Genomic DNA, 22,998 nt, shown 5'->3' with positions numbered 1-22,998 from the left:
GAGCTTACGTGCGCTCGTTCAGCAGCTTGACTGCGAAGTCGACGCGTACATCCCTGGCGGCGACCATTTCGCGCACGACCCAGTCGATGTCGGCGGCATTCGCGCCGGCGGCGATCGCGATATTGCGCGCATGCAGCGCCATGTGACCGCGCTGTATGCCTTCGGTCGCCAGTGCGCGCAACGCGCCCATGTTCTGGGCAAGGCCAACGGCAACGGCAACCTCGCCGAGTTCCTGCGCCGTCGTGGTCTGCAGGATTTTCAGCGACAGCTGCGCCAGAGGATGTGTCCTGGTAGCGCCGCCGACGAGTCCGACCGGCATGGGCATTTCTATGGTACCTACCAGGTCGCCGTTTCTGGATATTTCCCAGGTCGTCAGCGAGGTATAGCTGCCACTGCGGCAGGCATAGGCATGCGCGCCGGCTTCCACCGCACGCCAGTCATTGCCGGTGGCAACGATCACCGGATCGATGCCATTCATGATGCCCTTGTTGTGCGTGGCGGCGCGGTAAGGATCGACTGCCGCGAATGTGCAGGCATCGACGATACCGTGCACGACTTCTTCGCCGCTGTACTCCTTGCTGTGCAACAGTTCTGCCGGCACCTGCACGCGGGCACGCGCAAGACGCAGATCGGCGAGATTGGACAGAATACGCAGTCGCACCTTGCCGCCGGTGATCGCTTCGACACGGCCGGCAACCGCTTCAGCCATGGTGTTGACGGTATTGGCGCCCATGGCGTCGCGCACGTCGACGATCAGGTGCATGACCACCATGGGACCGCGCGGCGTATCGGGAAACACGTGTACCTCAATGTCCTTGCAACCGCCACCCAGCCCGATCAGCACCTTGTCGCGGCTGTTTGCAATTTCGATGATTTCGGCGCGGCTGTTAAGCAGTGCATGCCGTGCGCCATTGGGATCGGCGAGACCCATGATCTGCACCTGGGCGCGCATCAGCGGTCCGGTACTCGAGGTACGAAAGCCGCCCGCTTCGCGGATCAGTTTGGCCATGTACGAGGCGGCTGCGACAACCGACGGCTCTTCGACCACCATCGGCACCAGCACATCCCGCCCGTTGAGCTGAAAATTTCCTGCGACCGCGAAAGGCAGTTCGAACTTGCCGATCACGTTCTCGATCATGCCGTTCGCGACGTCGAGCGGCAATGCGCCGGGCTCGGCAATCAGGGCCTGCTCTTCCGGGGTCAGTCCGGTCCTGGCGGCGATTTCCGCAAGGCGCTGGGCGGGTTCAAGTGCACGAAAATTCGGCAATCGCGAATCGACTGTCATCTGCTGGTCTCCTGTAGATAAGCTCGCCGCACCGGTCATGCGCGGCTGTTGATTCATCGGGAGTCTAGTAGCGACGCAGCGGATTCTCTATGTGTATAAAACACATAAGAAAATTATTTTTATGTTTGATGAGCTTGTGACTATTCTTCTTGTTTAAACGTCGCAGCAGTGCAACAATTTTCCTACCTGCTTGTAATCACTGTGCTTTTTTCAGAATTCCGCATGCAGTTGTAGCCGGAATTTGCTGCGTCGCAAGAACAATATGTATTCGCGCTTGCGTGTGATGGAGCTAAAGTACATAAAACACCAGGATGGTTGTGCCAGGACTGGCAAAGCAATCGGCTACTTAATGATGAGGAAAGCGCAGTGACCACACCGCAAGCCAGAGAATTCCTGCCGGAAAGCGACAGCGAACTTTTTCGGGAGATAACCACGCTTCTTTACCAGAACGCTGGCAGGGAAGAATTTGCGCAGCTACAGCGGCGCATCGACACGGTGTCTTCAGGTGCCGCCGGGAAAGCCTTGCAGCAGAGTGTCCAGATGGCGCTCATGATCCGCGAGCGTTTCGACGAATACCAGCAACGTGAACGCGGCCTCAATGCCGTCATTGAAACCGCGCAGGACCTGACCGCAATCCGCGATCTCGACCATACCCTGCAGGCCATCGTGCATCGCGCCCGCAAACTGATGAATGCGGATATCGGTTATCTGTCGATTTACGATCGCAGTCAGGGTGATTTCTACGTGCGTGCTACGGACGGTGCCTTTTCGGAAAATTTCAAGAAGATCCGTGTTCCCCGCGATGTAGGCATCTGCGGTTACGTCGCTCGCAACCGGGCACCGTACACCTCCGCCGAGTACGGCAGCGATGCTCGGTTTTCCCATTTCGGGCCGATTGATACCGCAGTCACGGAGGAAGGAATCAGATCGATACTCGGTGTGCCGCTGATGTCGGGCATCGAGGTGATCGGCGTGCTGTTTGTCGGTGACCGCTATGTTCGCTCGTACAACAGCTGGGAAATGTCCATCCTCTCGACCCTGGCGGCCCATGCCTCGGTTGCGATTGAAAATGCGCGCTTGTTCGAGCAGACGCAGGTCGCTCTCAAACAGGCCAGTGATGCAAACGCGATGCTCAAGAAGCAGAGCGCCGACACCCAGATTGCCGCCGAAGCGCACGAGCAGCTGACGTCGCTGGTTGCGCGTGGCGGCGGACTCAGGGACATCTGCGAAATGGTTGCACACATGCTTGAAGGCGCTGTCAGCGCAATCGATGATGGTGAACAACTGATGTATGCCTCCGGTGAAACTGGCATGGCATCCTCCGCTGCCGGGGACGATGGACGGAAGGCGCAGGAACTGTTTTATACGCGTCAGGACAAGATTCACGCCGCGCTGGTGGAAAGCCGGATACTGGGCCGGTCGGTCACCGCCTATGTGACGCCGGATGAAGTCTGCCGTGTCTCTGCGGTGGTCGGCAGCCGGGGTTTGCTTGGCGGACTGATTATTCGTACCGCACGCGAACTCAACGATGTCGAGGTCCGTATCTTCGAGCGCAGCTCGATGGTGACCGGCGTGGTACTGCTATCGCAGGAGCGCAATCAGTATGCGGCGAGAGAAGAAATCCCGGCAATTTTTCGTGGCTTGCTGAGCAGTTCCCGACCCAATCTGCCAAGACTGACGGAGCAGGCTGCGCGCCATGGCCTGTCGCTCAACCAGCCGCTCTGCGTGGCCGTCATCGAGGTGGAGAATGACAACAGCAGTTATGTGCTCAGGAAGATGCGTGGCAAGCTCCAGCTGGCCGGTACGCTATTCGACGATTTCGATGGCGCCATCGTGTTCGTTTCCACGCTGACCGCCCACAATGAATTGCGTGACACCTTGCAGCAATACCTCACACGCGAGATGAAAGAATCAGTGACCGGCGTCGTGTCGAAACCTGTCACGCAACTTGCGGCCTTGCCCGAATGTTATCAATCCATGCTGCGTTGCCTGTCCACGCTGAAGGCACTCGGTCGAAGCGGCGCGATTTTCCTGGAACAGGAACTGGCCTTATATGCGTTTCTGTTTGATCGGCGCAATACCGGGGATATCGAAGCCTTCCTGACATCGACGCTCGGCAAACTGTATCAGGGCGGACAACAGCGCAAGACGGAACTTGCCCGCACGCTGCTGTCCTATCTGGACAACGGCCATAATGCACGCGCGACAGCGGCGGAACAGAACATCCATATCAATACCTTCAGGCAGCGGCTGGAGGCGATCAACGCAGCACTGGGGAACTGGAATGAAGGAAGCCGGGCGCTCGAGATTCATGTCGCTTTGCGACTCTGGAGATTGCGTGACGATGAAGCGGCAGGCTTGCTGTAGAAGTAGCCCTGTAACAGATCGCAATCCGTCTGCCGCAGAAGGTCCAGCGGCTCCTTTGTTTCCACCGCCTCGGCAACGACAGTCACCTTCAGGGTTTTTGCCATGTTGATGATCGCTCGTGTAATGCCGTGAGCCTTGGCGTCGCTTGGCAGCCCCCGAAGTTGCATACCAATCCCAACCTGTAACGTGACAAATGAGATCGATGGATTTTTTTGACTGGCAAGGCGCAGGAGGAGTCAATAGCGAGCTATTGACGACGAGTGCAACGCAGGCAGTCGAAAAAAGACGCGATCTCATGGTGCGTTATGGGTTGGGATTGGTATTAGCTCGCAACCCGAAGCCGCTTTAGGATTTCGGCCATCCGGTAAGGCTTGCTGATGAACTGGAAATCACCAATATCGGTGCTGTCATCGCCCACCATTGGCGCCGGATAGCCTGAGGCGAGAAGGACCGCAATCCCCGGGACCAGCTTGCGGGCTTCCCGCGCAAGCATGATGCCGTCCATATCGGGCATGACCACGTCCGAGAAAAGTACATCAATGTCATGATGGCGTTTCAGGATGTCGATCGCATCCGCAGCGTTATTGGCTGACAGAACGTCATATCCCAGCATCTTGAACAATTCGACTGCGGCTTCCAATACGTCGGGCTGATCATCGACGACCAGTGCCTTGTCATTGCCGGCATTGGTTTCGGTCGATGCAGTGCTCTCGTTGGCCTCCTGATCGAGTGCCGGCAGGTAAATTGAAATAGCCGAACCTTTGCCGGCTTCGCTCGCGATATCCAGGTAACCGCCAGACTGCTTGACCAGGCCGTACACCTGACTGAGCCCCATGCCGGTACCCTTGCCCACCGGCTTGGTGGTAAAGAAGGGATCGATCGATCGCGATACGACGTCCGGCGTCATCCCGACACCATTGTCCCGCACGACGACTTTTACATACCGCCCCGCAGGCAAGTTGCCGGTTTCACGTTCGCGTAATGTCACGTCCTCGGTAACGATGCTCAGCACACCGCCATCGGGCATGGCATCACGCGCATTGGTGACCAGATTCAGCAATGCCGTTTCAAACTGCACGGCATCGATCATCACCGGGCTGAGATTTGGCCTGAGCTGTACATCGAAGTTGATGGTCTCGTTGACGGCACGACGCAGCACCGCCTCGAATTTTTCAATGACGCGGTTGAGGTTGTACTTATCCTGGCGCAGCGGCTGCTGGCGCGCAAAAGACAAGAGCTGCTGTGTCAGTGTCGACCCGCGCGTCACGGCTCGCTGCATGGCATCAAGCATTTTGACGCCGGTTTGGCTTTGCACTTCCATCGACAGGATTTCCAGACCGTTGGACAGCACGCCGAGCAGATTGTTGAAGTCATGCGCGACGCCACCGGTCAGTTTGCCGATTGCCTCCAGCTTCTGGGACTGGAACAGGGCTTCCTGCGCGCGCTCAAGAGCCAGCGTCGCATTGCGTCGTTCTGTGATATCGCGGGTCACCTTGGCGAAGCCGATCAATTCTCCCTGATCGTTGCGTATGGCATCGATGACGACATTTGCCCAGAAGCGGGTACCGTCCTTGCGCACTCGCCAGCCTTCCGACTCGTAGCGCCCCACTTTAGCCGCAGTCTCCAGGGCGTTTGCCGGCATTCCGCTATCACGGTCTTCCTCGGTGTAAAAGCGCGAGAAATGTGTGCCAATAACTTCATTCGCCGCATAGCCCTTGATATGCTGGGCACCGGCATTCCAGTTAGTGACTTCGCCCTCGGGTGACAGCATGTAAATCGCATAATCGGTCACGCCCTGGACCAGGTAACGGAAACGACGTTCGCTTTCCAGCAGCGCTTCATGGGCCGCCTTCTGCTCAGTGATATCGCGTGTGATTTTTGCGAAGCCAATGAGGTGGCCGTTCTCATCATGGATCGGATCAATGACGACGCTGGCCCAGAAACGGCTGCCATCCTTGCGGACGTGCCAGCCTTCGTCTTCAAACTTGCCCTCAGTTGAAGCGGTCCGGAGGGCGAACCCCGGTTTGTCGATCGCCTTGTCTTCTTCGGTATAAAAAAGCGAGAAATGCTTACCAATGATTTCAGCCGATTCGTATCCCTTGAATCGCTGTGCGCCCGCATTCCAGCTATTCACATAGCCTTCCGGTGTCAGCATATAGATTGCGTAGTCGTTCACGCTCTGGACAAAGAGCTGAAAACGTGTGGCGTCAGATAAGTCGTAAATAGAGGTTTTGGGGATATCTTGCATTAGGGAATTGAATGCAGGCAATCCGCATTTCGGCGTAGGAATACAAGAATTCTACACCTCAATACGACCCAAGCGGTTCTTGCAAAAAATCCTTCACCGTCGCTGACGGGGTACCAATCGATAGATTTAGTGCCCGTTGAATGCCGGCTTACGCTTCTCAGCAAAGGCAGCCAGGCCCTCGGCAAAGTCATGGCTGGTAGCATATTCTTCAAACGCGGCAATCTCGGCACGTGCCGCGTCCTCGGCAGAAGTTTTCATACTAGTCCGAGCCAATCCCTTGATTACGCTAAGCCCAAGGGGGCTATGCGCCGAGATCGATTTGGATAATTTGATTACAGTGCTATCCAGCTCCGAATCAGGCACCACGCAATTCACCAGGCCCCACTGTTCCAGGGTTTGTGCGGGGAAGAGTTCCGCAGTTAACAGCATGTAGTTCGCCCGGTTAGCCGAAATCTTCCTGGGCAACCTGGCCGTCGACCCGCCTGCAGGAATGATTCCGTAGCGGGCATGTCCATCACCGATTCGCGCAGATTCTGCTGCGACGATCATGTCGCAGCACAGGATAAGCTCCAACCCGCCCGCAATCGCATACCCGTTCACTGCTGCGATCACTGGCATCGGAAGCGCTTCGATTTTGTCGAAAACGACTTGGGCGTAGCGTAATCTGTCTAAAAACCGGTCCGTGGTTGGCTCGGCCAGATCAGCTTGAAAACCGCGAAGGTCCCCGCCCGCACAGAAGGCTTTCCCTTCCCCTGTAATGACTACGCACCGCGTTGTCTCGTCCCGATACAAGGTATCGATTGCACCTTCCAGTGCCTCGAGCATCGGGAGCGACAAGGCATTCATATTGCCCGGATTGTTCAAGGTCAGGCACACAACATCGCCTTTTCTTTCATGCTTCACCAACTGGATATCCATGTCATTTTCCTATGTCTTGAGCAATGCCAGGCATGCGCGAGCACCGGTCACACACGCTCGAATATGGCTGCGATGCCTTGCCCGCCGCCGATGCACATCGTGACAAGCCCATATCGCGCACTGCGGCGCTGCATCTCATGAATAAGTTTGACTGTGTTGATCGCGCCGGTCGCGCCCACCGGGTGTCCCAGCGATATGCCACTCCCGTTTGGATTCACCTTTTCCGGATCGAAGCCCAGAATTTTGCTCACGGCGCAAGCTTGTGCAGCAAACGCTTCGTTCGACTCGATGACGTCGAGATCGTCCACGGTCAGGCCGGCACGTTGCAGGGCGAGGCGTACCGCCGGAATCGGTCCAATTCCCATGTAGGCGGGCTCAACACCGGAATGCGCATACGCGACCAAGCGCGCCGTCGGGCGCAGATCGTACTTCTCTACCGCACCGGCACTCGCCAGGACTACCGCGGCGGCACCATCATTGATCCCGGACGCATTACCGGCGGTAACTGTCCCACCGTCTTTCTTGAATATGGTCGGCAGGCAGGCTAGTTCATCCGTGCTGACATTCATGCGGACATGCTCGTCGGCGTCAAAGACCGTAACCTTGCCCCGTGTCTTAACCTCGATCGGTAAGATCTGGTCCTTAAACCGCCCTTCGGCGATCGCAGCCTGGGCACGCTGATGGCTCAGGACGGCCAGTGCGTCCTGTTCTTTTCGGGAGATGACATATCGCTCCGCCACGTTTTCGGCCGTCACGCCCATGAGAATTCTGTTAAACGGATCCGTTAGCGCGCCCTGCAATGCATCGAGCAATACAGCATCGCCCATTCTGGTTCCCCAACGCGTCGAGGTGGAGATGAACGGCGCTCGGCTCATACATTCCGCCCCGCCACCCACGGCGATGTCCGTATCTCCCAGCATGATGGCCTGGCCTGCGCTCAATATCGCCTGTAGCCCGGAACCACATAGCCTGTTGAGCGTCATCGCCGGCACTGACTCCGGCAGTCCGGCGTTCAGCGCCGCGACCCGGCCCAGGTAACTATCATTTGGCTCTGTCGGGATCACTTGCCCAAAGATGACATGTCCAACGGCAGCGGAATCAACGCCGCTACGCCGGATCGCCTCGCGGGTGACACTAGCCGCCAGCCGTGTCGGTGTGACGTCCCTTAAACTGCCGCCGAACGTCCCGATCGCCGTGCGCACGCCTGCAACCAGAAAAACCTCATTCATTCTCGTTTCCTCGACTAGCTCTCGGCCGTTAGTTGTTGGGCCGTTAGTTGTTGGCGGGCAGTACGAGACCTGAGTATCTCGCGCTTGGATTGGTCGAACCCGGTTAAAGGGACTATCTCGCCTTCGCGGTCCATTAGATGTGAAGCCTTGCTCGCGATCCGCTCGGCGGCCTGCGGGCCGTCACCAGCGTAGATCCCCTCGGTAAGCGTCACGTTCGAACACGAGAAGGCTCCAGCCCCGGCGCACAAGACAGTCTTCGTCGGCGCGTTTGCGGACACGAGGTATATCAATCCCGGCGTCACGCTTTCAGGAGTGAGCAAGGCAAGTTCTTCTTCCGGGAACAGTTCCTCGGTCATGCGGGTAGCCGCGGACGGCGCGAGGCAATTGACCCGTATCCCATACTTCTGCCCCTCGATGGCAAGCGTCTGCATCAGCCCTACGAGCCCCATTTTTGCAGCGCCATAGTTAGCCTGACCGAAATTGCCGAAGAGTCCGGAGGAGGAGGTAGTCATCACTACGCGGCCATAGTGCTGTCCTTTCATGATTTCCCATACCGCCTTGGTGCAACGGACTGCTCCCATGAGATGAACATCCACAATGGCCTCGAAATCTTCGAGGCTCATTTTGGAAAAACTCCTGTCGCGCAAGAATCCGGCATTGTTGACAAGGATGTCGATGCGCCCCCACCGCTCCATGGCGTCATCAACCATGCGCTGTACATCTCCCGTGTCGGTGACCGAAGCAGCGCTTGCAATTGCCTCCCCGCCCATCTCGCGAATCTCTTCCACGACGCGCTCGGCCGCCGACGACGCCGTTGCCACGCCATCGCGAGAAACACCAAGATCATTGACGACCACCCTGGCACCGCGCCGTGCGAGTTCGAGCGCATGGGAACGTCCCAATCCCCTCCCTGCGCCCGTCACGATGGCAACCTGACCATCCAACCGTAAAGGAATCGTTGTAGTGCCTGCTTGGGCCTGCGATGTGGGAGAGGAATCCATCTTGCAATAGAGAAAGTGAAAAAGGAAATGAAATGAGAAGCTGAACATCACTGTACTGTCACATTCATTAGGCTACAATGTGCACTCCTCACAGTAGCCGATGGGTTTACAGGGGGATTTTCACAGCAAGTTCGACCCAACAAACGGCGCTCCAGCTCGGTCGTTGTCTTTCCCTATCCAAAATGAAACGCTCCCCTCCTCCCAAGTCCTCATTCGTGTCCGGAACACTGGAAACCTACGAAGAAATTTTGCGCCTCCTCGACCAGGGGGAAGAACGCCATGCTTCACTCACCTCGCTACTGCAGGAGGTTGAGATGCTGGCGGATGATCATCCATACCGCGCATCGCTGCTCGGCGCCGCTCATCGGGCACTGACGATAGGCAAGCGTCTAGAGCAGCACCAGCAAAATGAACTTAGTCTGCGAGCTGTATTCGAAAGCGCCCACGCGCTGACCGAGTTGAAGGAGTTGAACCAGGTCCTGTTTGACATCGTGGAGCGAGGAAGGCGACTGCTGGGAAGCGATCTGGCTTGGCTATCTGGCGTAAATCCGGAAGATGGAAATTTGTGCGTGCTTGCGGTTAGCGGTGTTCATTCCAACCAGGCCTTGAAAACGAACCCGCCGGTAAATGCCGGTGTCGCCGGACACGTTCTCAGAACGCGCAGCCCGTTTGCGACCCACGACTATATGGCAGACACCAGATTCGAGCACAATCCGGAAAGCGATGCGATGATCAACGGAGAAGCGCTGCAGTCCCTTGTCGCGGTGCCACTATTATCTGGCCCCGAGTTGACTGGCATTTTGCTCGTCGGAGACCGCTATACCCGCTCTTATCTTCCTCGGGAAATTTCGATTCTTGCCACCCTGGCCGCTCATGCGTCCGTCGCTGTCCGTAATGCCCAGGCCTTCGACTTGACCCGGAGGGCGCTGATCGACACCGAGCAAGCAAATCAGCGTCTGAAGGAGCAAACGGCCGCCCTGGAGCTGGCAGCCGATGCGCATGAGCGGCTCACAAAGCTTCTTGCCAAGGGCGCCTCTCTCAAAGAGCTGATTCACAGCGTCGCCAATATTCTTGACGGCCGCGTGACCTACCTTGATGCGGCCGGAATTGAAGTATGCGTTGCCACGCCGCCAAACTACGAGGCCCCTGAAATCATCGGTTCCTACCAAAGTGTTTCTGGCATTGATTCAAACATCCAGTCCGCAGTTGGCCAAAGCAGGGTGACAGGCCGAGCAATTGCGGCACAATCGGCGACAAGCCTGCACTGCAAGGTCGCTGCAGTAATGAGCGGAGACGAGCTGTTTGGAGCCCTAGTGATCCAAACACAATCACCAATGACCGAGCAGGCTGTTCGGGTCTTCGAGCGAAGTGCAACGGCGACTGCGGTACTTCAGCTTTCTGCCGAGAAGAAATCGGCATCCCTTGACCAGGATATCAATCTTACGGTTCGCGCCCTGCTCGAGCCAAGCCAGCACACCGCTAGTGACATGCTCGGGCAGGTGGCGCGGCATGGAGTCGATATATCAAAGCCGCTTATGCTGGCAGTGATCGATATCGAGAAAACAAAGGTCGGCTACCTGGTTCGCAAGTTGTCGAGCCGCATGCGCCACCGTCCGCAGCTATCGACGGAAATCGACGGACATATCGTGATGGTCATCAACCAGGCCGAGAACCATTTGCTTGAAGACGAACTCCATGCGCTTCTCTTTGAAGAGCTTTCCTTTCCCGGAGTCGCTGCTTTGTCCGGCCCCCATTTCAGCCTCCATGGTCTGGCCCAGTCGTATCCTTACGTTAAGCGCTCGATCGGCCTGTTGCACGCCCTGCGGCGCAAGAACTGCGTCGTTCACGAGTCGTCGCTGCGCATGTATGCTGTCTTGTTTCAGCATCAAAGTGCCGAAGAGCTGGATGCGACCATAGAATCGCTCATCGGCCGTCTGACCGAATATGACGCGAAGCGGACCACTCAGCTGGCCGATACCTTGCACGCCTACCTGGACAACATGCAAAATGCCCGTGTTACAGCGGGTGTGCTCCAGATTCACGTGAATACCTTGCATAATCGGCTGGAAACGATTAGGACATTGCTGGGTTCATGGGACTCGGATGGGAGGGTAGCCGAGATTCATCTCGCACTTCGTCTCAGGCGCCTGAAGAATGATGCAAGAACAGTTCGCGTTTAGCCGTCCATCTGCCAACATCACAGTAGGCCGCACCTTTCAGCTCGTCGCTGTTGAGCGGCGCTGGAACCGCACGCCGTTTGCAAGGTAAAAGCACAACAATCCCTACGCAACCACATTTACACCCAGGTAGCGGTCCTTTGCAGCATGGTCGCCAACGAAAACGTCGTTGTCAGCTGTATAGGCCACCCGCCCCTGCTCAAGAAGATAGTGGCGTGCCGCCAACTGACAGCAAACTTCGAGATTTTGTTCTACAAGCACAATCGGCATGCCGGTTGCCTGTATCTGCTTCAGCTGGTGAACGATCTCTTCTACGATCACCGGAGCCAGCCCTTCCACGGGCTCATCAAGCATCAGGAGCTTCGGATGGTTCATCAGTGCACGGGCGATTGCGAGCATCTGCTGCTCGCCTCCGGAAAGCTGGGCGCCGCCATTCCTGCGGCGTTCCTTTAAGCGCGGGAAAATGCGGTATACGTCAGCGAGCTGCCACGGTGAAGACCGGCGGGCCGCGATGGTGAGGTTCTCTTCAACTGACAGCAAGCCAAAGATGCCGCGGTGTTCAGGCACCAGGCAAAGTCCCTTGGCGGCGATCTGAAAAGCCTCCAGACCCGTAATGTCTTTTCCCTGAAAGATAACTTTTCCCTGGGCTGGAGGAAGAACCCCGACTATGCTCTTTAGTGTCGTCGTTTTTCCTGCGCCGTTTCGGCCGAGGAGGGTCACCACCTCGCCTGCTTTCACCGAGAACGACACGCCTTGCAGTACATGGCTCTTTCCATAGAAGCTATGTACGTTCTGCACTTCCAATACGGTATCGGTAGTCAATTGCGGCCTCCAGTGATCATATTGCCGAGGTACGCCGTACGCACGCGCTCATCGTTACGGATCGCATCGGGTGAACCTTCCACGAGCACCCGCCCCAGTTGCATCACCGTGATCTTGTCTGAAATGCCCATCACGATATCCATGTTGTGTTCGATCAGGAGGATCGCGTAGCCCTCCTGCTTGAGTTCGAAGATCAGTTCCTTCATCTCATTGATGTCGTCCACGCCCATCCCCGATGTCGGCTCGTCCAGGAAGATGAGCTTGGGCCGCGCAGCGAGTGCCATGGCGACTTCAAGACGACGTTGCTGTCCATGCGAGAGCAACCCGGCAGCACGATCAGCCACCCGTGCCAGCTTGAACCTGTCCAGCAGTTCGTCAGCAATGGCGGCCGCGGCGTCGGCACGGTCAGGGCTGCGCCATACAAGCAGGGCTTCCCAGGGCGCACGGCCCTGGGCCGCAATCCTCAGGTTTTCGCTGACAGTGAGGTTTTGAAACAGGCTGGTCACCTGGAACGAACGCGCCAGTCCTCGCTGCACCCTTTTGTGGCCGGGAAGACGGCTGACTTCTTCACCCTCGACCAGGATGCTGCCAGCCGTTATCGGGACTGTTCCGGTCAGCGTATGGAACAGCGTCGTCTTCCCCGCTCCGTTAGGTCCGATGACGGAGTGGATCGTGCCTTTCATGACGTCGAGGTCCACTCCCTCAACCGCCGTGAATCCGCCATACCTTTTGGTAACCGAGCGTGCCTGCAACAACGCGGCGTTGGTTTGATACGCGCTCATGCCTGCTCCTTGGATGCGTCGAGTGTTTCAGACCGGACCTTGTCGCCGCGCTGGCGGATGGCGTCTGCAATCCGCTCGATCAGTCCCCAGATCCCCTTTTGCATGTACAAGGTGACGGCAATGAGCAGAAAGCCCAGCAGCAGCATCCAGCGCGGCCAGATGGAGGCAAGCCAGTCGGCTGCAATCACATAGGCGGCGGCGCCAATCACGGAAGCGAAAAGATTGCCGGTGCCCCCAATGACGGTCATCAGAAGGATGGTTTCGCTGACGTGGTATTCGATGCTGGACAGCGGAGCGATCCCGGCAAGCAAGGCGTGCAGGCCTCCCGCCAAGCCGGTAACAGCCCCGGACACCACGAATGCCGCAAGCTTGAATGCCTTGACGTTATAACCGACCGCCGCGGCACGCGTCTCGTTATCCCGGATCGCAAGCAGAGTGCGCCCGAACTTTGACTCGGATATGCGCTGCATGACTGCGAAAACGACGAGGAAGATCACGGCTACGAAACCGTAGTATTGCCATGGACTGGAAATCTCCATAATCACGTTGCCGAAGATCTCCAGGCTTGGGCGAGAAATGCCGAGCAGGCCGTTGTCGCCGCCGGTTATATCCACCAGCGAATAGGCAAGAAAGTAAAACATCTGTGAGAAGGCGAGGGTCAGCATGACGAAGTAGACACCTCGCTGTCGAATCGAGAACCAGCCGACGAATCCTGCGACGACTGCTCCGATCACCAGGGAGCCGAGCAGCGTGACGAGCAAGGGCGCATTGAAATTCAGCACCAGCAGTCCGGTCGCGTAGCTTCCCAGCCCGTAGAAAATCCCCTGGCCGAACGACATGAGCCCGGTATATCCAAGCAAAAGGTTACAGGCAATGGCTGCCATTGCGAATATCAGGAGTTCCGTGGCAAGCGATCCCGATTTCAAAAACATTGGCAGCGCAATCGCAATGATTGCAGCCATTATGGTAAAGCGATGATGCATGAGATGTTTCAAGTCGATCTCCTTATGCCCGGCCCAACAATCCGTTCGGCCGCAGCAGCAAGACTAAAGCCATGGCTACGTAGATCATGAGGTTTGCGCCGGGAGGCCAGATGGTGCTCATCATGCTTTGCACGATGCCCACCAGCAGGCCCCCGGCCAGCGCGCCCGCAAAGCTGCCCATTCCTCCAACGACCACGGCGACGAATGCGATGCTCAACGCCTCCACCCCCATAAAGGGATCCACGCCCCGGATAGGCGCAGCGAGCACTCCTGCCAGGGCGGCGGTGGCAGCGCCCAGGGCAAACACCATCGCAAAAATGCGCTTGATATTCAGCCCAAGGAGCGAAACCATTTCGGTGGATTCGCTGCCTGCGCGTACTACGGCCCCGAGCCGCGTCCCCTCCAGGATGGCCCCAAGCACCAAGGCCATTACCACGCCGACGGCGATGACGAACAAGCGATACGTGGGATAGATGAAGTCGCCCCAAATTACGACTCCCTGGAGCAGATCGGGAGGCGCCACGTTGTTTCCAAGCGGGCCCCAGTACATGATCACCGCTTCCTGCAACACCATCGCAAGCCCGACGGTGATCAGAATGTGCATCTCATGGGGCAAGTGGTAGGCCTTCCGAAACAGGAAGGTTTCGACCAGCCATGCAAACACACCGATGATCAAGGGTCCGAGGAGCAGAGTCCACCAGAAGTCCAGCCCCATCTGTACAAGCTGATAGCACCCATATGCGCCTAACAGAAAGAATGCGCCGTGTGAAAAATTCACAAACCGCAGCAAGCCGAAAATGATACTGAGGCCGACGGCGAGGACGAAATAGAGCATTCCAAGGCCGATGCCATTTACGAGCTGGAGTAGATAGACGTTCATATACGTGATTCATCGTTGTTGCTAAAGTTGGCTTAGCGCATGGCCCGAAGCATAACGCATCCGGGTTGCAGGGAAAGTCGGCTCTTACTCGGCGAGTTACACGACGCCGACTCCCGTTCACTGTGATGAATCAAACCATCTTGCAACCCGCTACGTCAGGCGACAGGAAGAAGCGACCAGAATTGATGATCTCGGCGTAATCGTCCTTATCACGCATCTGCGCCTTCGCCTTTCCTTTGACGAGGTAGAAATCGCGGAGAACCTGATGATCCTCCTTTCGTATCTCTTCCATTCCTGTCAGGCTTTCGAACTTCATTCCCTCCATTGCGGAGATGACGGCCTTGGGCTCGATGCTTTTTGCCTTGTTGATGCCCTCGATAAGCATTCTCGTGTTGATATAGGGCGCGGCGAGGCTGTAGTTCGGTGAAATCTTGAACTTTTCTCTTACCTGGCTAACAAATTTCTTGTTGAATGCGGTATCGATGGTGTGCCAGTACACGGCGCCGAAATAGACGCCTTCACAGATGTCCGCCCCGAGTGCTTCAAACTGTTCGAGTCCGGATGCAGCGGCGACGATAATCGTCATCTTCTGCTTCAGACCGAAGCTGACCGCCTGCCTCAAGGCGTCAGAGGCCTGAGCACCGTAGTTAAGGAGGAACAGCACATCGGCCTTGGATGCGATGGCGTTCGTCAGATGGCCGCTGAACTCCCTTTCAGTCAGGGAGTGATAGCTGTTGCCGACGTGCTCGATACCCTTTTCCTTGAACAGCGCCTTCGCATTCTTCAGGAGGTCCTCGCCGAACACGTACTGCGGCGTGATGGTGTACCAGCGCTTCGCCTTGGGTAGCAGGTCTGCCAACGGGCGTGCCGAGCCGTGGATGAGTCCGTAAGTGGGAAGCGCCCAGCGGAACGTGCTCCGGTTGCACTCGGCGCCTGTCAGTTCATCCGCGCCGCCGTTGGTGAGCAGGATCCCGCCTGCCTTATGAATTTCCTTGCTCATCGCGAGCGACTCTGCCGACAGAAGCGCGCCCGTGAAGAAGCGAATATTGTTTTGCTGCATGGCCTCCTGGACGCGGCGTATGGCGGTAGCCGGCTTGGCCTCCGTATCGATCATACGATATGCCAGTTTTTTTCCGAGCACGGTTCCCTGCTGTTCGACGGCGAGTTTCATCCCCAGGTCGGAGTATTTCCCGATCGCGGAAAACGTTCCTGACATCGCGGTTGGGCACGCGAGAAGCAGTTCATCGCTCTGAGCGATGGAGAAAATGGGATGGGCTGCCAGGCTAGCTGCCGCAGACATCTTCAAAAAGTCGCGTCGATTGGTCATTCAGGTCTCCTTAAAGTTTTATTTGATCCACTAGGGGTTGATGAGATGAGGCGTGTGATGCTCGTCCGACCTTCGTTTTGCGAGGGCCATTTTGGTTTTCCATTCGGTGCTCATAGGGACCGTCAGCATTCCTTTGTTCGCTTTAGTCTGCAACCCAGTCAATCTGTACCCTGACTGGAAGGTTTGCCAATGCGGCGGAAAGCTTGTCCGCGCACCTTGTCTGGTCGGCCGGACTACGCGCCCGAAGCGTTACAGACGCTTCACTTCCGTCCTTCGTAGCAGAAAGTTCGATCACGTCGACTGCCCCTTCCAGTTCGGCAATCTCCATGCGAAGCTTGTAAATCAATGCCATGTCACGCAGTGCGGGCTTGAAGATCTTGCCGACACCCGTCACTGGAATGGCATCGAGAACAAATACATGCCGCGGCTTCGCGGGCGGTTCGGGGATGCGGTCGCCAATGAATTTCTGCAGTTCAGCGGTATCGACGCTTTGTCCGGGAGCGAGCGCCACGAAAATAACAGGCAGTTCACCGGCATACCCGTCAGGCATACCGACCGCGGCGCTCATCGCAACGGCCGGGTGGGAGTTCGCTATCTCTTCAATTGCCAGAGGGTCGATGTTGTGCCCACTACGGATAATCAGATCCTTTTCCCGCCCGGTGAGGAACAGGTAGCCCTCTTCATCCAGGCGCCCCAGGTCGCCAGTGATCAAGCCGCCGTCGGGGGTGAATGCTTGCTGGTTGTGCTCAGGTTTAAGATAGCCTTTCACAATCTGCGGCCCCCTGGCCACAACCGACCCGATGGTTCCGGTCGGGCACGGCATCCATTCTCCCTCTTCACTGCACCGCATGATTTCGATCGACGAAAAGGGACAGCGGATGCCCACACTACCTCGTACGTGCTTTCCATTGAACGGTGTCGTTGCGATCGCGGCGACGCTTTCGGTCATTCCATACTGCTCTAGCAGTGGAATACCGGTTCGTTCCTCGAACCGCTGGCCAACCGCTGTTGGCAGTGCTGCACCGCCGGTAAATGCGAAGCGCACTGTCGATACGTCGCATTGACCGATCGGTATCTCACTCATCGCCCCAATTGAGGTGGGAACTCCGCCGATGATGGTGGCGCGGTAGCGTTCAACCAGACGCCAGATACTTTTGACAATTTCGGGATCGCGCAGACCGGCCGGCGACAGCATCACAACGTGCCCGCCGGTCGCCAGTACCGACATGCCGATTGTCGAGGTCCCACCGACATGAAAGAGTGGAAAGCCGTTCAATGCAATGTCTTGTTCTGTAATGTCGAACAACTGGGCAAGCGACCACGCAGCATGTATCTGGTTCAGGTGCGTTTGGGGAACAAGCTTTGGAATGCCGGTGGTCCCCCCTGTATGGAAGAGCGCCGCGACTGCCTCCCGGTCCGGGACGTGCTTGAATACCAGCCTGTCGGCAGGCTGCCGGTCCATTATCTCGTCCAGGTCGTACACGCGCGGGTCATCGGTATTCGGCCTGCCGCCCAGTACGAGTACCGCTTTGAGGCCCTCCACCCGCGGGATCACATCCAGAACCTTGGCCCAGAGCTCCGCGTCGAAAGCAGGCCCCGGGCAAACAAGAATGCGAGCTTTTTCCGCCTCCAGCAATGCGGCAATGACGTCCGGAGCAAGCAGGTAGTTGATGCTGCTCGCTGTGCCGGCTGTCTCCGCGCCCCAGATCAGGGCCGGAACCCTCGCGTGGGTACGCGAAAGAATAGAGATCACTCCTTCCCCGGCAATGCCGAACTCCGCGAACATGTTCGCGGCACGAGTAATTTCAGCCAGCAGTTCACTATGGGTATAAACCACCGGTGCATCATCCAGCGCCGCGGAGCCAAGCATGGTCAGGGCTGTCCTGTCGCCATACAGATCGGCGGTGGCCTGGAACACCTCGTACATGCTACGTGATGGCACTAATTCATCGTACGAAATCAACTCGAGCTGTTCGAGATCCGTAATGCCTCGAATTTTTCGCTCTGATCGCGTTGTCTTTGTCATTGCTGCCCCACGACTTCAAGATACAGGGAGGGGGCCACGAAAATCTGTTTCAAGTCGGCTTCCTTCTTGTGTTCTGGCCAAGCTGCTATCACCGGCCAGAAACGTATTCATGCCGGGCCCGATGGCCCGGACTCCTCAACCTCGCGTCGGGAGGCTGTACGACCGCACAGAAGAATCATTTATGTAAGGGGAGGTGCTTTTATATGGGACATGATGTCTCCAGTTCCTTTTTGCTCGTGTATCGACGCGCCTTAATTTGTATGGCGAGTTTAGGAGCTGGATGCAGGAGAGGCAATGTGGTAACGACACAATTCCATTCACACTGACTGTGATGAACCCCCAATCCCCACCTTGAGGACCTGAGAGAGGCGTTCACAAAACTGCGCGCAGCGACCCTTCTATTCCTTGTTACGTGCTGGCCTGGCCGAAAAAGGACGCTTTCACAAAGTAGCGGTACGAAGGCGTACTTTCCCTAAATTTGCGGCAGAAAATTCTGCAGGCACACGAACGTGGTATGAGTTTTCAACGTGAGATTGCCGATTTCTTCGGTGGTCAGTCTGTTATTCGTGGAAAAGTTGCTGCAGCGAGTGCGTAACACCGGCAATGCCGCTGCCAAAAGTAAGGACGTGGGCCAGGCACTTGAGGAAGCCTTGAGGGCCGCGATCGACACGATCAGTCCCGCTGATGCTCAAGGCTGGTTAAAGTATGGCGGCTATCCCCAACACTCATGTGAAATCCGCTGTAAAGCCCCATTGTCCGGGGAGCCATAGCCTTTGGCTGTAGATGTGACAAAGGGCTAGCTTTCGCTAACCCTTTGATTTCTGCGTGTTTTTGGTGGGCCTCCCGTGAGTCGAACACGGCACCAACGGATTATGAGTCCGCCCAACCACCCATTTCCCTGTGTTGACCAGCATGTCCTGAACTCACGCAATACGTTAGTAATCATAGACTTATATCGCTTTTTCGCCAAAACAATATTCCCCAAAGTTTCCTTTCGTTGATATTATTTGCCTACTATATTCCTACTGGCTTTCAGTAGGCGAAGTGGGAGGCAACATGAGAGTGAAGTTGACTGGCGCAAAGATTGAGGGATTCCACTGCCCAGCAGGGAAGCCGGCAGTGTTTCTATGGGATACCGAAGTACCGGGATTAGGACTGAAAGCCTCTGCGGGTGGCGCGAAAAAGTACATTTTGGAAAGCCGGCTCAAATCGGGCAAAAACATTCGCATTACGATCGGGGATCCGAAATCCTGGACCTTGGATGCAGGCCGGATGGAAGCCCGCCGGCTCCAGACACAGATCGACCAGGGATTGGATCCACGCCAGATTCAAAAAGAAAAAGTTGCAAAACTGGAAGTCGAGCAACGGGACCTGCAGCGCAAGAGCATTACCCTTGGCGATGCATGGCCAGTCTATGTTCAAGCCCGGCGCCATAAGTGGGGCGACCGCACGCTGGCCGACCACGAAAACATCGTCGCGGACAAGGGCACGCCCGCACCGTTGCATGCCTTGCTGCCGGTCAGGCTGGCCGACCTCACTGCCGAACGAGTCAGCGCCTGGCTGAAAGCCGAGGCAGAACGCCGGCCTGCTCAGGCCGCCCTGGCCTTCCGCATGCTGCGCGCCTTTTTGAACTGGTGCCAGTTCCAGGACGATTACCAGGACATTACCAGTCCGGACGCTTGCGGAAAAAAGGGACGGGAATACCTGCCGAAGAAGCAAGTGAAAACCGACTGCCTGCAGCGTGAGCAGTTGGCGGCATGGTTTCGGGAGGTCCGAAAAATCCAGAACCCGGTCATCAGCGCCTATCTTCAGTCGCTCCTGCTGACGGGGGCCCGGCGCGAAGAACTGGCCGGGTTGACCTGGGACTGTATCGATTTCCAGTGGAATGGGCTGCACATCCGCGACAAGGTCGAAGGCGAGCGGGTGATCCCCCTGACTCCCTATGTGTCGCATCTGCTCGGCGCCCTGCCCCGCCGCAATGAATGGGTGTTTTCCAGCCCACTTGCCAAGTCGGGAAGATTGCAGGAGCCGCGGCTCCAGCATAATACGGCCGTTGCTGCCGCAGGCCTGCCACCATTGACCCTTCACGGCCTTCGGCGTTCGTTCGGAACGTTGTGCGAATGGGTGGAAACTCCCGCCGGCATCTCCGCCCAGATTATGGGCCATAAGCCCAGTGCAACGGCGGAAAAGCATTATCGGCAACGGCCGCTTGATTTGCTCCGGATGTGGCATACCAAGATCGAGGCATGGTTTCTGGAACAGGCTGGAATCGATTTTGCGCCCGTGCTGTCGCAAACGGGTTTGAAGCTCGTGAACACCGCGTAAAGCGCTCGTGGAAAAGTCGGCCTTGTGGGAAACAAGCTCGCGCAAAAGAAGACATCAGCATTGCGGGCTGTCGAATAAAGGATTTCTCGCTGCCGGTGTCAAGGGATGAAAAAGGCGGACACCCTCGCTGACGTGGAGGAGTATCCTCACTGAAGGTTTTCGCATTGGAGGGCGCGAATGATCGACGAACGAAAATCGGTATTTGATGAAAATGGGCCGGACCAAGAAAAATTGCATGATACCTATGGCGGGCCGGTGAATTTGATGAGGCAGTGGGCAGATGAGAGACGCGCGGCCGGTCGTTTCACCCTCGAGGAGGCTGCTCTTGCCATAGTGGACGGCGTAGTGAGGCCTGGCAAAGCCGAAGCTGTCAAGACGCATTGGGAGAACGATTGGCCACTCCTTTGGAGTTTGATCCAATCTGCCCGTACTGGTGCACTGCCTATATTTTCGCGTAAAGGTCTGAAAATACCTCCAGATAACGCTCCGACCACCGAGTGGTTCGAGCGAGAGACGTACTGGAGAGATCTAAATGCGTGGCTGGCTACGAACGAGCCAAACGTCACATTTCGGTTTCCGCCGCCCCCTACAGCTGCTTTAGTAAGTCAACCGAGCAAGCTAATCGCCGACGCTACAGAGCGAGCAACCAAGCCAGCATCTCAGTCCACCGATGAAGCCAGCAAGCAAGTTGCCTCTTCGATAAATAACGACAACTGGAAGGCCGAGGCATGCAAACTCGCCCAAGAAATTGGGGAAGAAAAATGGCGCTCGGGGATGAGGGAAATCACAGCACGAAACGTTTCTGAATCTGTGGCAATGAGACTGGCATCAACTGGTGATGGAAAATATTGGGGCAAACGTGGGCCGAGGACTGGAAGCTCCGTTCGGAACGAAGCGCTGAAAGGTTGGAAATTTATCCCTCCAAGAGACGTGAATTGACTGGCCAGAATGGCTTGAATCCGTTCAGCCAGGTTTCATGCCACCTTGAGATAGGCTGCAACCTAACGCTCACGCGGCTTACGAGCTTGCGCCATTTTTTCTTCACTTTATTGGTTCAAGCCATTCAAGCCACGAAAATATCAACGCCGAGACACAAAGCCGAACGAGGCGAGATAACTTGAAGCAGAGATAGCGAATATCGGCACGTTATCAACGCTCCAAGCTCCGTCACACGAGGCTGAATTTAGCGTTGATTATGAAACATACTATTCCCGCACTGCCCGAAATTCCCCATCTGCAAAACATTCCGATTGGGCTTGCCACCATTGCCAACGGGCGCGATACCCTCCCGACGAACGAAGCGGCAGCTGTGCTGACCCGCGCGCCGCAGACTCTGCGCAAATGGGCCTGCCTCGAAAATGGTCCGATCCGCCCAGTTCGTATCAATGGCCGCCTGGCTTGGAAAGTAGCAGACCTTGCAAAGCTGCTTAACGGGAGCGCAGTATGAGCACCTGCTTTCAAGACCCGACTAAGTTAGTGTGCCTGCCCAAAGGCGTGCATATCACCATGAGTAGCCGGGAAATTGCAGAACTGGTGGAATCGCGCCATGACAAGGTGAAACTGTCTATCGAACGCCTTGCGGCGCGTGGCGCAATCGCGCTGCCCCCAATGGGGGAAGCGTCCTTTGTCGGAACTGACGGCCGTAAACAGCACACAACCGAATATCACATCAGCAAGCGCGACAGCTACGTGCTCGTCGCACAGCTCTCGCCAGAGTTCACGGGGTATCTGGTGGATCGCTGGCAGGAATTGGAAGAGCGTGCTGCGGCTCCGGCAACTGTCCCTCAGACATATAGTAGTGCGCTTCGCCTGGCTGCCGATCTAGCTGACCAAAACGCCCAGCTTGCTGCCACAGTGGCTGAGCAGGCACCGAAAGTGGAAGCACTGGACCGCATTGCTACGGCCGAAGGGGCGTTGAACCTAACGGCTGCTGCCAAGACGCTTCAACTAGGGCCAATCAAGTTCTGCGAGTCACTGCGTAAGATGGGCTGGATCTATTACCGCCCCGGCGGCAAGCGCAACTTGGGGTACCAAGACAAGGTGCAAGCCGGATGGCTCATACATAAGGTCCGCAGGGTGGTGCTCCCGGACGGCAGTGAGAAAATTGTCGAGCAGGTTCTCGTGACGCCGCGCGGCCTGGCGAAGCTCGCCATTCTCCTGGACCAGACGAATGGAGGTGCAGCATGATCTCCAGCATCAAACTCGGTACCGACCTGCATCCGGCTTCGATCGAAGCCCTAGCGATGTTCGCCGGCCAGCAGCATTCATGCGCTCAACGCGGAAGCCTGGTGACCTTCACTCCGATGTTAGCCGCAAGTGGCGAGTTTAAAGTGTTTGATGCCGCGCCGGCTGCTGGAGGCTCGAAGTGAGTACACAAGTCATGTCCAATTGCTGGCACCTCCAGATGCCGCCGACTGCGAAATCAGTACTGATTTCTTTGGCTGACAACGCAAATGACCATGGTGTCTGCTGGCCATCAATTCCGACCATTGCGAAGCGTACCTGCTTCTCTGAACGCGCTGTGCAAAACGCCATCCAGTGGCTTGAGCGTAACCTTTTGCTGATTGCACATCGTACAAATGGGCGCCACACGAGCTATACGCTAACGCCCGAACGCTATGCACCTGA

19 protein-coding genes, 1 tRNA gene and 1 pseudogene are annotated in these 22,998 nt (G+C 56.7%); 8 read left to right on the top strand and 13 right to left on the bottom strand.

Features of this window, described 5'->3' with window-relative positions:
• Positions 1–4: 4 nt before the first annotated feature.
• Positions 5–1,285 carry a hydroxymethylglutaryl-CoA reductase, degradative gene (locus tag ASE07_RS13125; protein WP_057291287.1) on the bottom strand — a complete coding sequence of 427 codons (1,281 nt, stop codon included), beginning with the start codon at positions 1,283–1,285 and terminating at the stop codon, positions 5–7.
• 366 nt (positions 1,286–1,651) lie between these two features.
• Here ASE07_RS13125 and ASE07_RS13120 point away from each other — a divergent pair, with 366 nt between their 5' ends.
• Positions 1,652–3,652: a helix-turn-helix domain-containing protein gene (locus tag ASE07_RS13120; RefSeq protein ID WP_057291286.1), complete on the top strand. Its 2,001-nt coding sequence runs from the start codon at positions 1,652–1,654 to the stop codon at positions 3,650–3,652.
• On the opposite strand, the gene ASE07_RS30675 is transcribed toward ASE07_RS13120, so the two are convergent.
• The 5 genes from ASE07_RS30675 to ASE07_RS13100 all read right to left on the bottom strand — a co-directional run bounded on the left by ASE07_RS30675 (position 3,595) and on the right by ASE07_RS13100 (position 9,003).
• The gene (locus ASE07_RS30675; protein WP_442946070.1) at positions 3,595–3,756 is read right to left on the bottom strand and encodes an EAL domain-containing protein; all 162 of its coding nucleotides are present in this window, start codon (positions 3,754–3,756) and stop codon (positions 3,595–3,597) included. The genes ASE07_RS13120 and ASE07_RS30675 overlap by 58 nt on opposite strands.
• A gap of 218 nt (positions 3,757–3,974) precedes the next feature.
• Complete coding sequence (locus tag ASE07_RS13115) at positions 3,975–5,900, bottom strand: hybrid sensor histidine kinase/response regulator (protein WP_057291285.1); 1,926 nt, start codon at positions 5,898–5,900, stop codon at positions 3,975–3,977.
• A 126-nt stretch (positions 5,901–6,026) separates the two neighbouring features.
• Positions 6,027–6,818: an enoyl-CoA hydratase/isomerase family protein gene (locus ASE07_RS13110; RefSeq protein ID WP_057291284.1), complete on the bottom strand. Its 792-nt coding sequence runs from the start codon at positions 6,816–6,818 to the stop codon at positions 6,027–6,029.
• Positions 6,819–6,865: 47 nt separating this feature from the next.
• The gene (locus ASE07_RS13105; RefSeq protein WP_057291283.1) at positions 6,866–8,047 is read right to left on the bottom strand and encodes an acetyl-CoA C-acyltransferase family protein; all 1,182 of its coding nucleotides are present in this window, start codon (positions 8,045–8,047) and stop codon (positions 6,866–6,868) included.
• 14 nt (positions 8,048–8,061) lie between these two features.
• Entirely contained in the window at positions 8,062–9,003 is a 942-nt protein-coding gene (locus ASE07_RS13100) for an SDR family NAD(P)-dependent oxidoreductase (protein ID WP_057291323.1), read from the bottom strand.
• Positions 9,004–9,125: 122 nt separating this feature from the next.
• Between ASE07_RS13100 and ASE07_RS13095 the strand changes: the two genes are divergently transcribed.
• On the top strand, positions 9,126–11,228 hold the full coding sequence (locus ASE07_RS13095) for a helix-turn-helix domain-containing protein (protein WP_235548458.1): 2,103 nt from the start codon (positions 9,126–9,128) through the stop codon (positions 11,226–11,228).
• A gap of 102 nt (positions 11,229–11,330) precedes the next feature.
• On the opposite strand, the gene ASE07_RS13090 is transcribed toward ASE07_RS13095, so the two are convergent.
• The 7 genes from ASE07_RS13090 to ASE07_RS28805 all read right to left on the bottom strand — a co-directional run bounded on the left by ASE07_RS13090 (position 11,331) and on the right by ASE07_RS28805 (position 18,944).
• Positions 11,331–12,047 carry an ABC transporter ATP-binding protein gene (locus ASE07_RS13090; protein WP_057291281.1) on the bottom strand — a complete coding sequence of 239 codons (717 nt, stop codon included), beginning with the start codon at positions 12,045–12,047 and terminating at the stop codon, positions 11,331–11,333.
• Positions 12,044–12,829, bottom strand: a complete 786-nt coding sequence (locus ASE07_RS13085) for an ABC transporter ATP-binding protein (RefSeq protein WP_057291280.1) — start codon at positions 12,827–12,829, stop codon at positions 12,044–12,046. The genes ASE07_RS13090 and ASE07_RS13085 overlap by 4 nt, the downstream gene beginning before the upstream one ends.
• Positions 12,826–13,812, bottom strand: a complete 987-nt coding sequence (locus ASE07_RS13080) for a branched-chain amino acid ABC transporter permease (RefSeq protein WP_235548462.1) — start codon at positions 13,810–13,812, stop codon at positions 12,826–12,828. The genes ASE07_RS13085 and ASE07_RS13080 overlap by 4 nt, the downstream gene beginning before the upstream one ends.
• Positions 13,813–13,834: 22 nt before the next feature.
• Complete coding sequence (locus ASE07_RS13075) at positions 13,835–14,692, bottom strand: branched-chain amino acid ABC transporter permease (protein ID WP_057291278.1); 858 nt, start codon at positions 14,690–14,692, stop codon at positions 13,835–13,837.
• Positions 14,693–14,822: 130 nt separating this feature from the next.
• The gene (locus ASE07_RS13070; protein ID WP_057291277.1) at positions 14,823–16,019 is read right to left on the bottom strand and encodes an ABC transporter substrate-binding protein; all 1,197 of its coding nucleotides are present in this window, start codon (positions 16,017–16,019) and stop codon (positions 14,823–14,825) included.
• Between the two features lie 142 nt (positions 16,020–16,161).
• Entirely contained in the window at positions 16,162–18,045 is a 1,884-nt protein-coding gene (locus ASE07_RS13065) for an AMP-binding protein (protein ID WP_057291276.1), read from the bottom strand.
• An 832-nt stretch (positions 18,046–18,877) separates the two neighbouring features.
• Positions 18,878–18,944, bottom strand: a tRNA-Ser gene (locus ASE07_RS28805).
• A 157-nt stretch (positions 18,945–19,101) separates the two neighbouring features.
• Between ASE07_RS28805 and ASE07_RS13060 the strand changes: the two genes are divergently transcribed.
• The 6 genes and pseudogenes from ASE07_RS13060 to ASE07_RS30375 all read left to right on the top strand — a co-directional run.
• Positions 19,102–20,370, top strand: a complete 1,269-nt coding sequence (locus tag ASE07_RS13060; protein ID WP_057291275.1) for a tyrosine-type recombinase/integrase — start codon at positions 19,102–19,104, stop codon at positions 20,368–20,370.
• Positions 20,371–20,547: 177 nt separating this feature from the next.
• Complete coding sequence (locus ASE07_RS13055) at positions 20,548–21,309, top strand: hypothetical protein (protein WP_057291274.1); 762 nt, start codon at positions 20,548–20,550, stop codon at positions 21,307–21,309.
• A gap of 256 nt (positions 21,310–21,565) precedes the next feature.
• Positions 21,566–21,817, top strand: coding sequence for a hypothetical protein (locus ASE07_RS13050; RefSeq protein ID WP_057291273.1), 252 nt, complete (start codon positions 21,566–21,568; stop codon positions 21,815–21,817).
• 59 nt (positions 21,818–21,876) lie between these two features.
• Positions 21,877–22,557, top strand: coding sequence for a phage antirepressor KilAC domain-containing protein (locus ASE07_RS13045; protein WP_200960935.1), 681 nt, complete (start codon positions 21,877–21,879; stop codon positions 22,555–22,557).
• Positions 22,554–22,739 carry a hypothetical protein gene (locus ASE07_RS13040; RefSeq protein ID WP_057291271.1) on the top strand — a complete coding sequence of 62 codons (186 nt, stop codon included), beginning with the start codon at positions 22,554–22,556 and terminating at the stop codon, positions 22,737–22,739. The genes ASE07_RS13045 and ASE07_RS13040 overlap by 4 nt, the downstream gene beginning before the upstream one ends.
• A gap of 11 nt (positions 22,740–22,750) precedes the next feature.
• Positions 22,751–22,912, top strand: a pseudogene (locus ASE07_RS30375) (helix-turn-helix domain-containing protein); the annotation flags it as partial.
• Positions 22,913–22,998: the final 86 nt, after the last annotated feature.

This window comes from Noviherbaspirillum sp. Root189, from assembly GCF_001428545.1.
Classification (GTDB): domain Bacteria; phylum Pseudomonadota; class Gammaproteobacteria; order Burkholderiales; family Burkholderiaceae_D; genus Noviherbaspirillum.
Note: the sequence above shows the minus strand (reverse complement) of the source record. Positions and strands in the feature narration are given on the sequence as shown.

What these genes read in the sequence shown, in the direction of transcription:
- ASE07_RS13125 (WP_057291287.1), bottom strand. Translation starts at nt 1,285, where the DNA reads ATGACAGTCGATTCGCGATTGCCGAATTTTCGTGCACTTGAACCCGCC.
- ASE07_RS30675 (WP_442946070.1), bottom strand. Translation starts at nt 3,756, where the DNA reads ATGGCAAAAACCCTGAAGGTGACTGTCGTTGCCGAGGCGGTGGAAACA.
- ASE07_RS13115 (WP_057291285.1), bottom strand. Translation starts at nt 5,900, where the DNA reads ATGCAAGATATCCCCAAAACCTCTATTTACGACTTATCTGACGCCACA.
- ASE07_RS13110 (WP_057291284.1), bottom strand. Translation starts at nt 6,818, where the DNA reads ATGGATATCCAGTTGGTGAAGCATGAAAGAAAAGGCGATGTTGTGTGC.
- ASE07_RS13105 (WP_057291283.1), bottom strand. Translation starts at nt 8,047, where the DNA reads ATGAATGAGGTTTTTCTGGTTGCAGGCGTGCGCACGGCGATCGGGACG.
- ASE07_RS13095 (WP_235548458.1), top strand. Translation starts at nt 9,126, where the DNA reads ATGTGCACTCCTCACAGTAGCCGATGGGTTTACAGGGGGATTTTCACA.
- ASE07_RS13085 (WP_057291280.1), bottom strand. Translation starts at nt 12,829, where the DNA reads ATGAGCGCGTATCAAACCAACGCCGCGTTGTTGCAGGCACGCTCGGTT.
- ASE07_RS13080 (WP_235548462.1), bottom strand. Translation starts at nt 13,812, where the DNA reads ATGCATCATCGCTTTACCATAATGGCTGCAATCATTGCGATTGCGCTG.
- ASE07_RS13075 (WP_057291278.1), bottom strand. Translation starts at nt 14,692, where the DNA reads ATGAACGTCTATCTACTCCAGCTCGTAAATGGCATCGGCCTTGGAATG.
- ASE07_RS13070 (WP_057291277.1), bottom strand. Translation starts at nt 16,019, where the DNA reads ATGACCAATCGACGCGACTTTTTGAAGATGTCTGCGGCAGCTAGCCTG.
- ASE07_RS13065 (WP_057291276.1), bottom strand. Translation starts at nt 18,045, where the DNA reads ATGACAAAGACAACGCGATCAGAGCGAAAAATTCGAGGCATTACGGAT.
- ASE07_RS13060 (WP_057291275.1), top strand. Translation starts at nt 19,102, where the DNA reads ATGAGAGTGAAGTTGACTGGCGCAAAGATTGAGGGATTCCACTGCCCA.
- ASE07_RS13055 (WP_057291274.1), top strand. Translation starts at nt 20,548, where the DNA reads ATGATCGACGAACGAAAATCGGTATTTGATGAAAATGGGCCGGACCAA.
- ASE07_RS13050 (WP_057291273.1), top strand. Translation starts at nt 21,566, where the DNA reads ATGAAACATACTATTCCCGCACTGCCCGAAATTCCCCATCTGCAAAAC.
- ASE07_RS13045 (WP_200960935.1), top strand. Translation starts at nt 21,877, where the DNA reads ATGAGTAGCCGGGAAATTGCAGAACTGGTGGAATCGCGCCATGACAAG.
- ASE07_RS13040 (WP_057291271.1), top strand. Translation starts at nt 22,554, where the DNA reads ATGATCTCCAGCATCAAACTCGGTACCGACCTGCATCCGGCTTCGATC.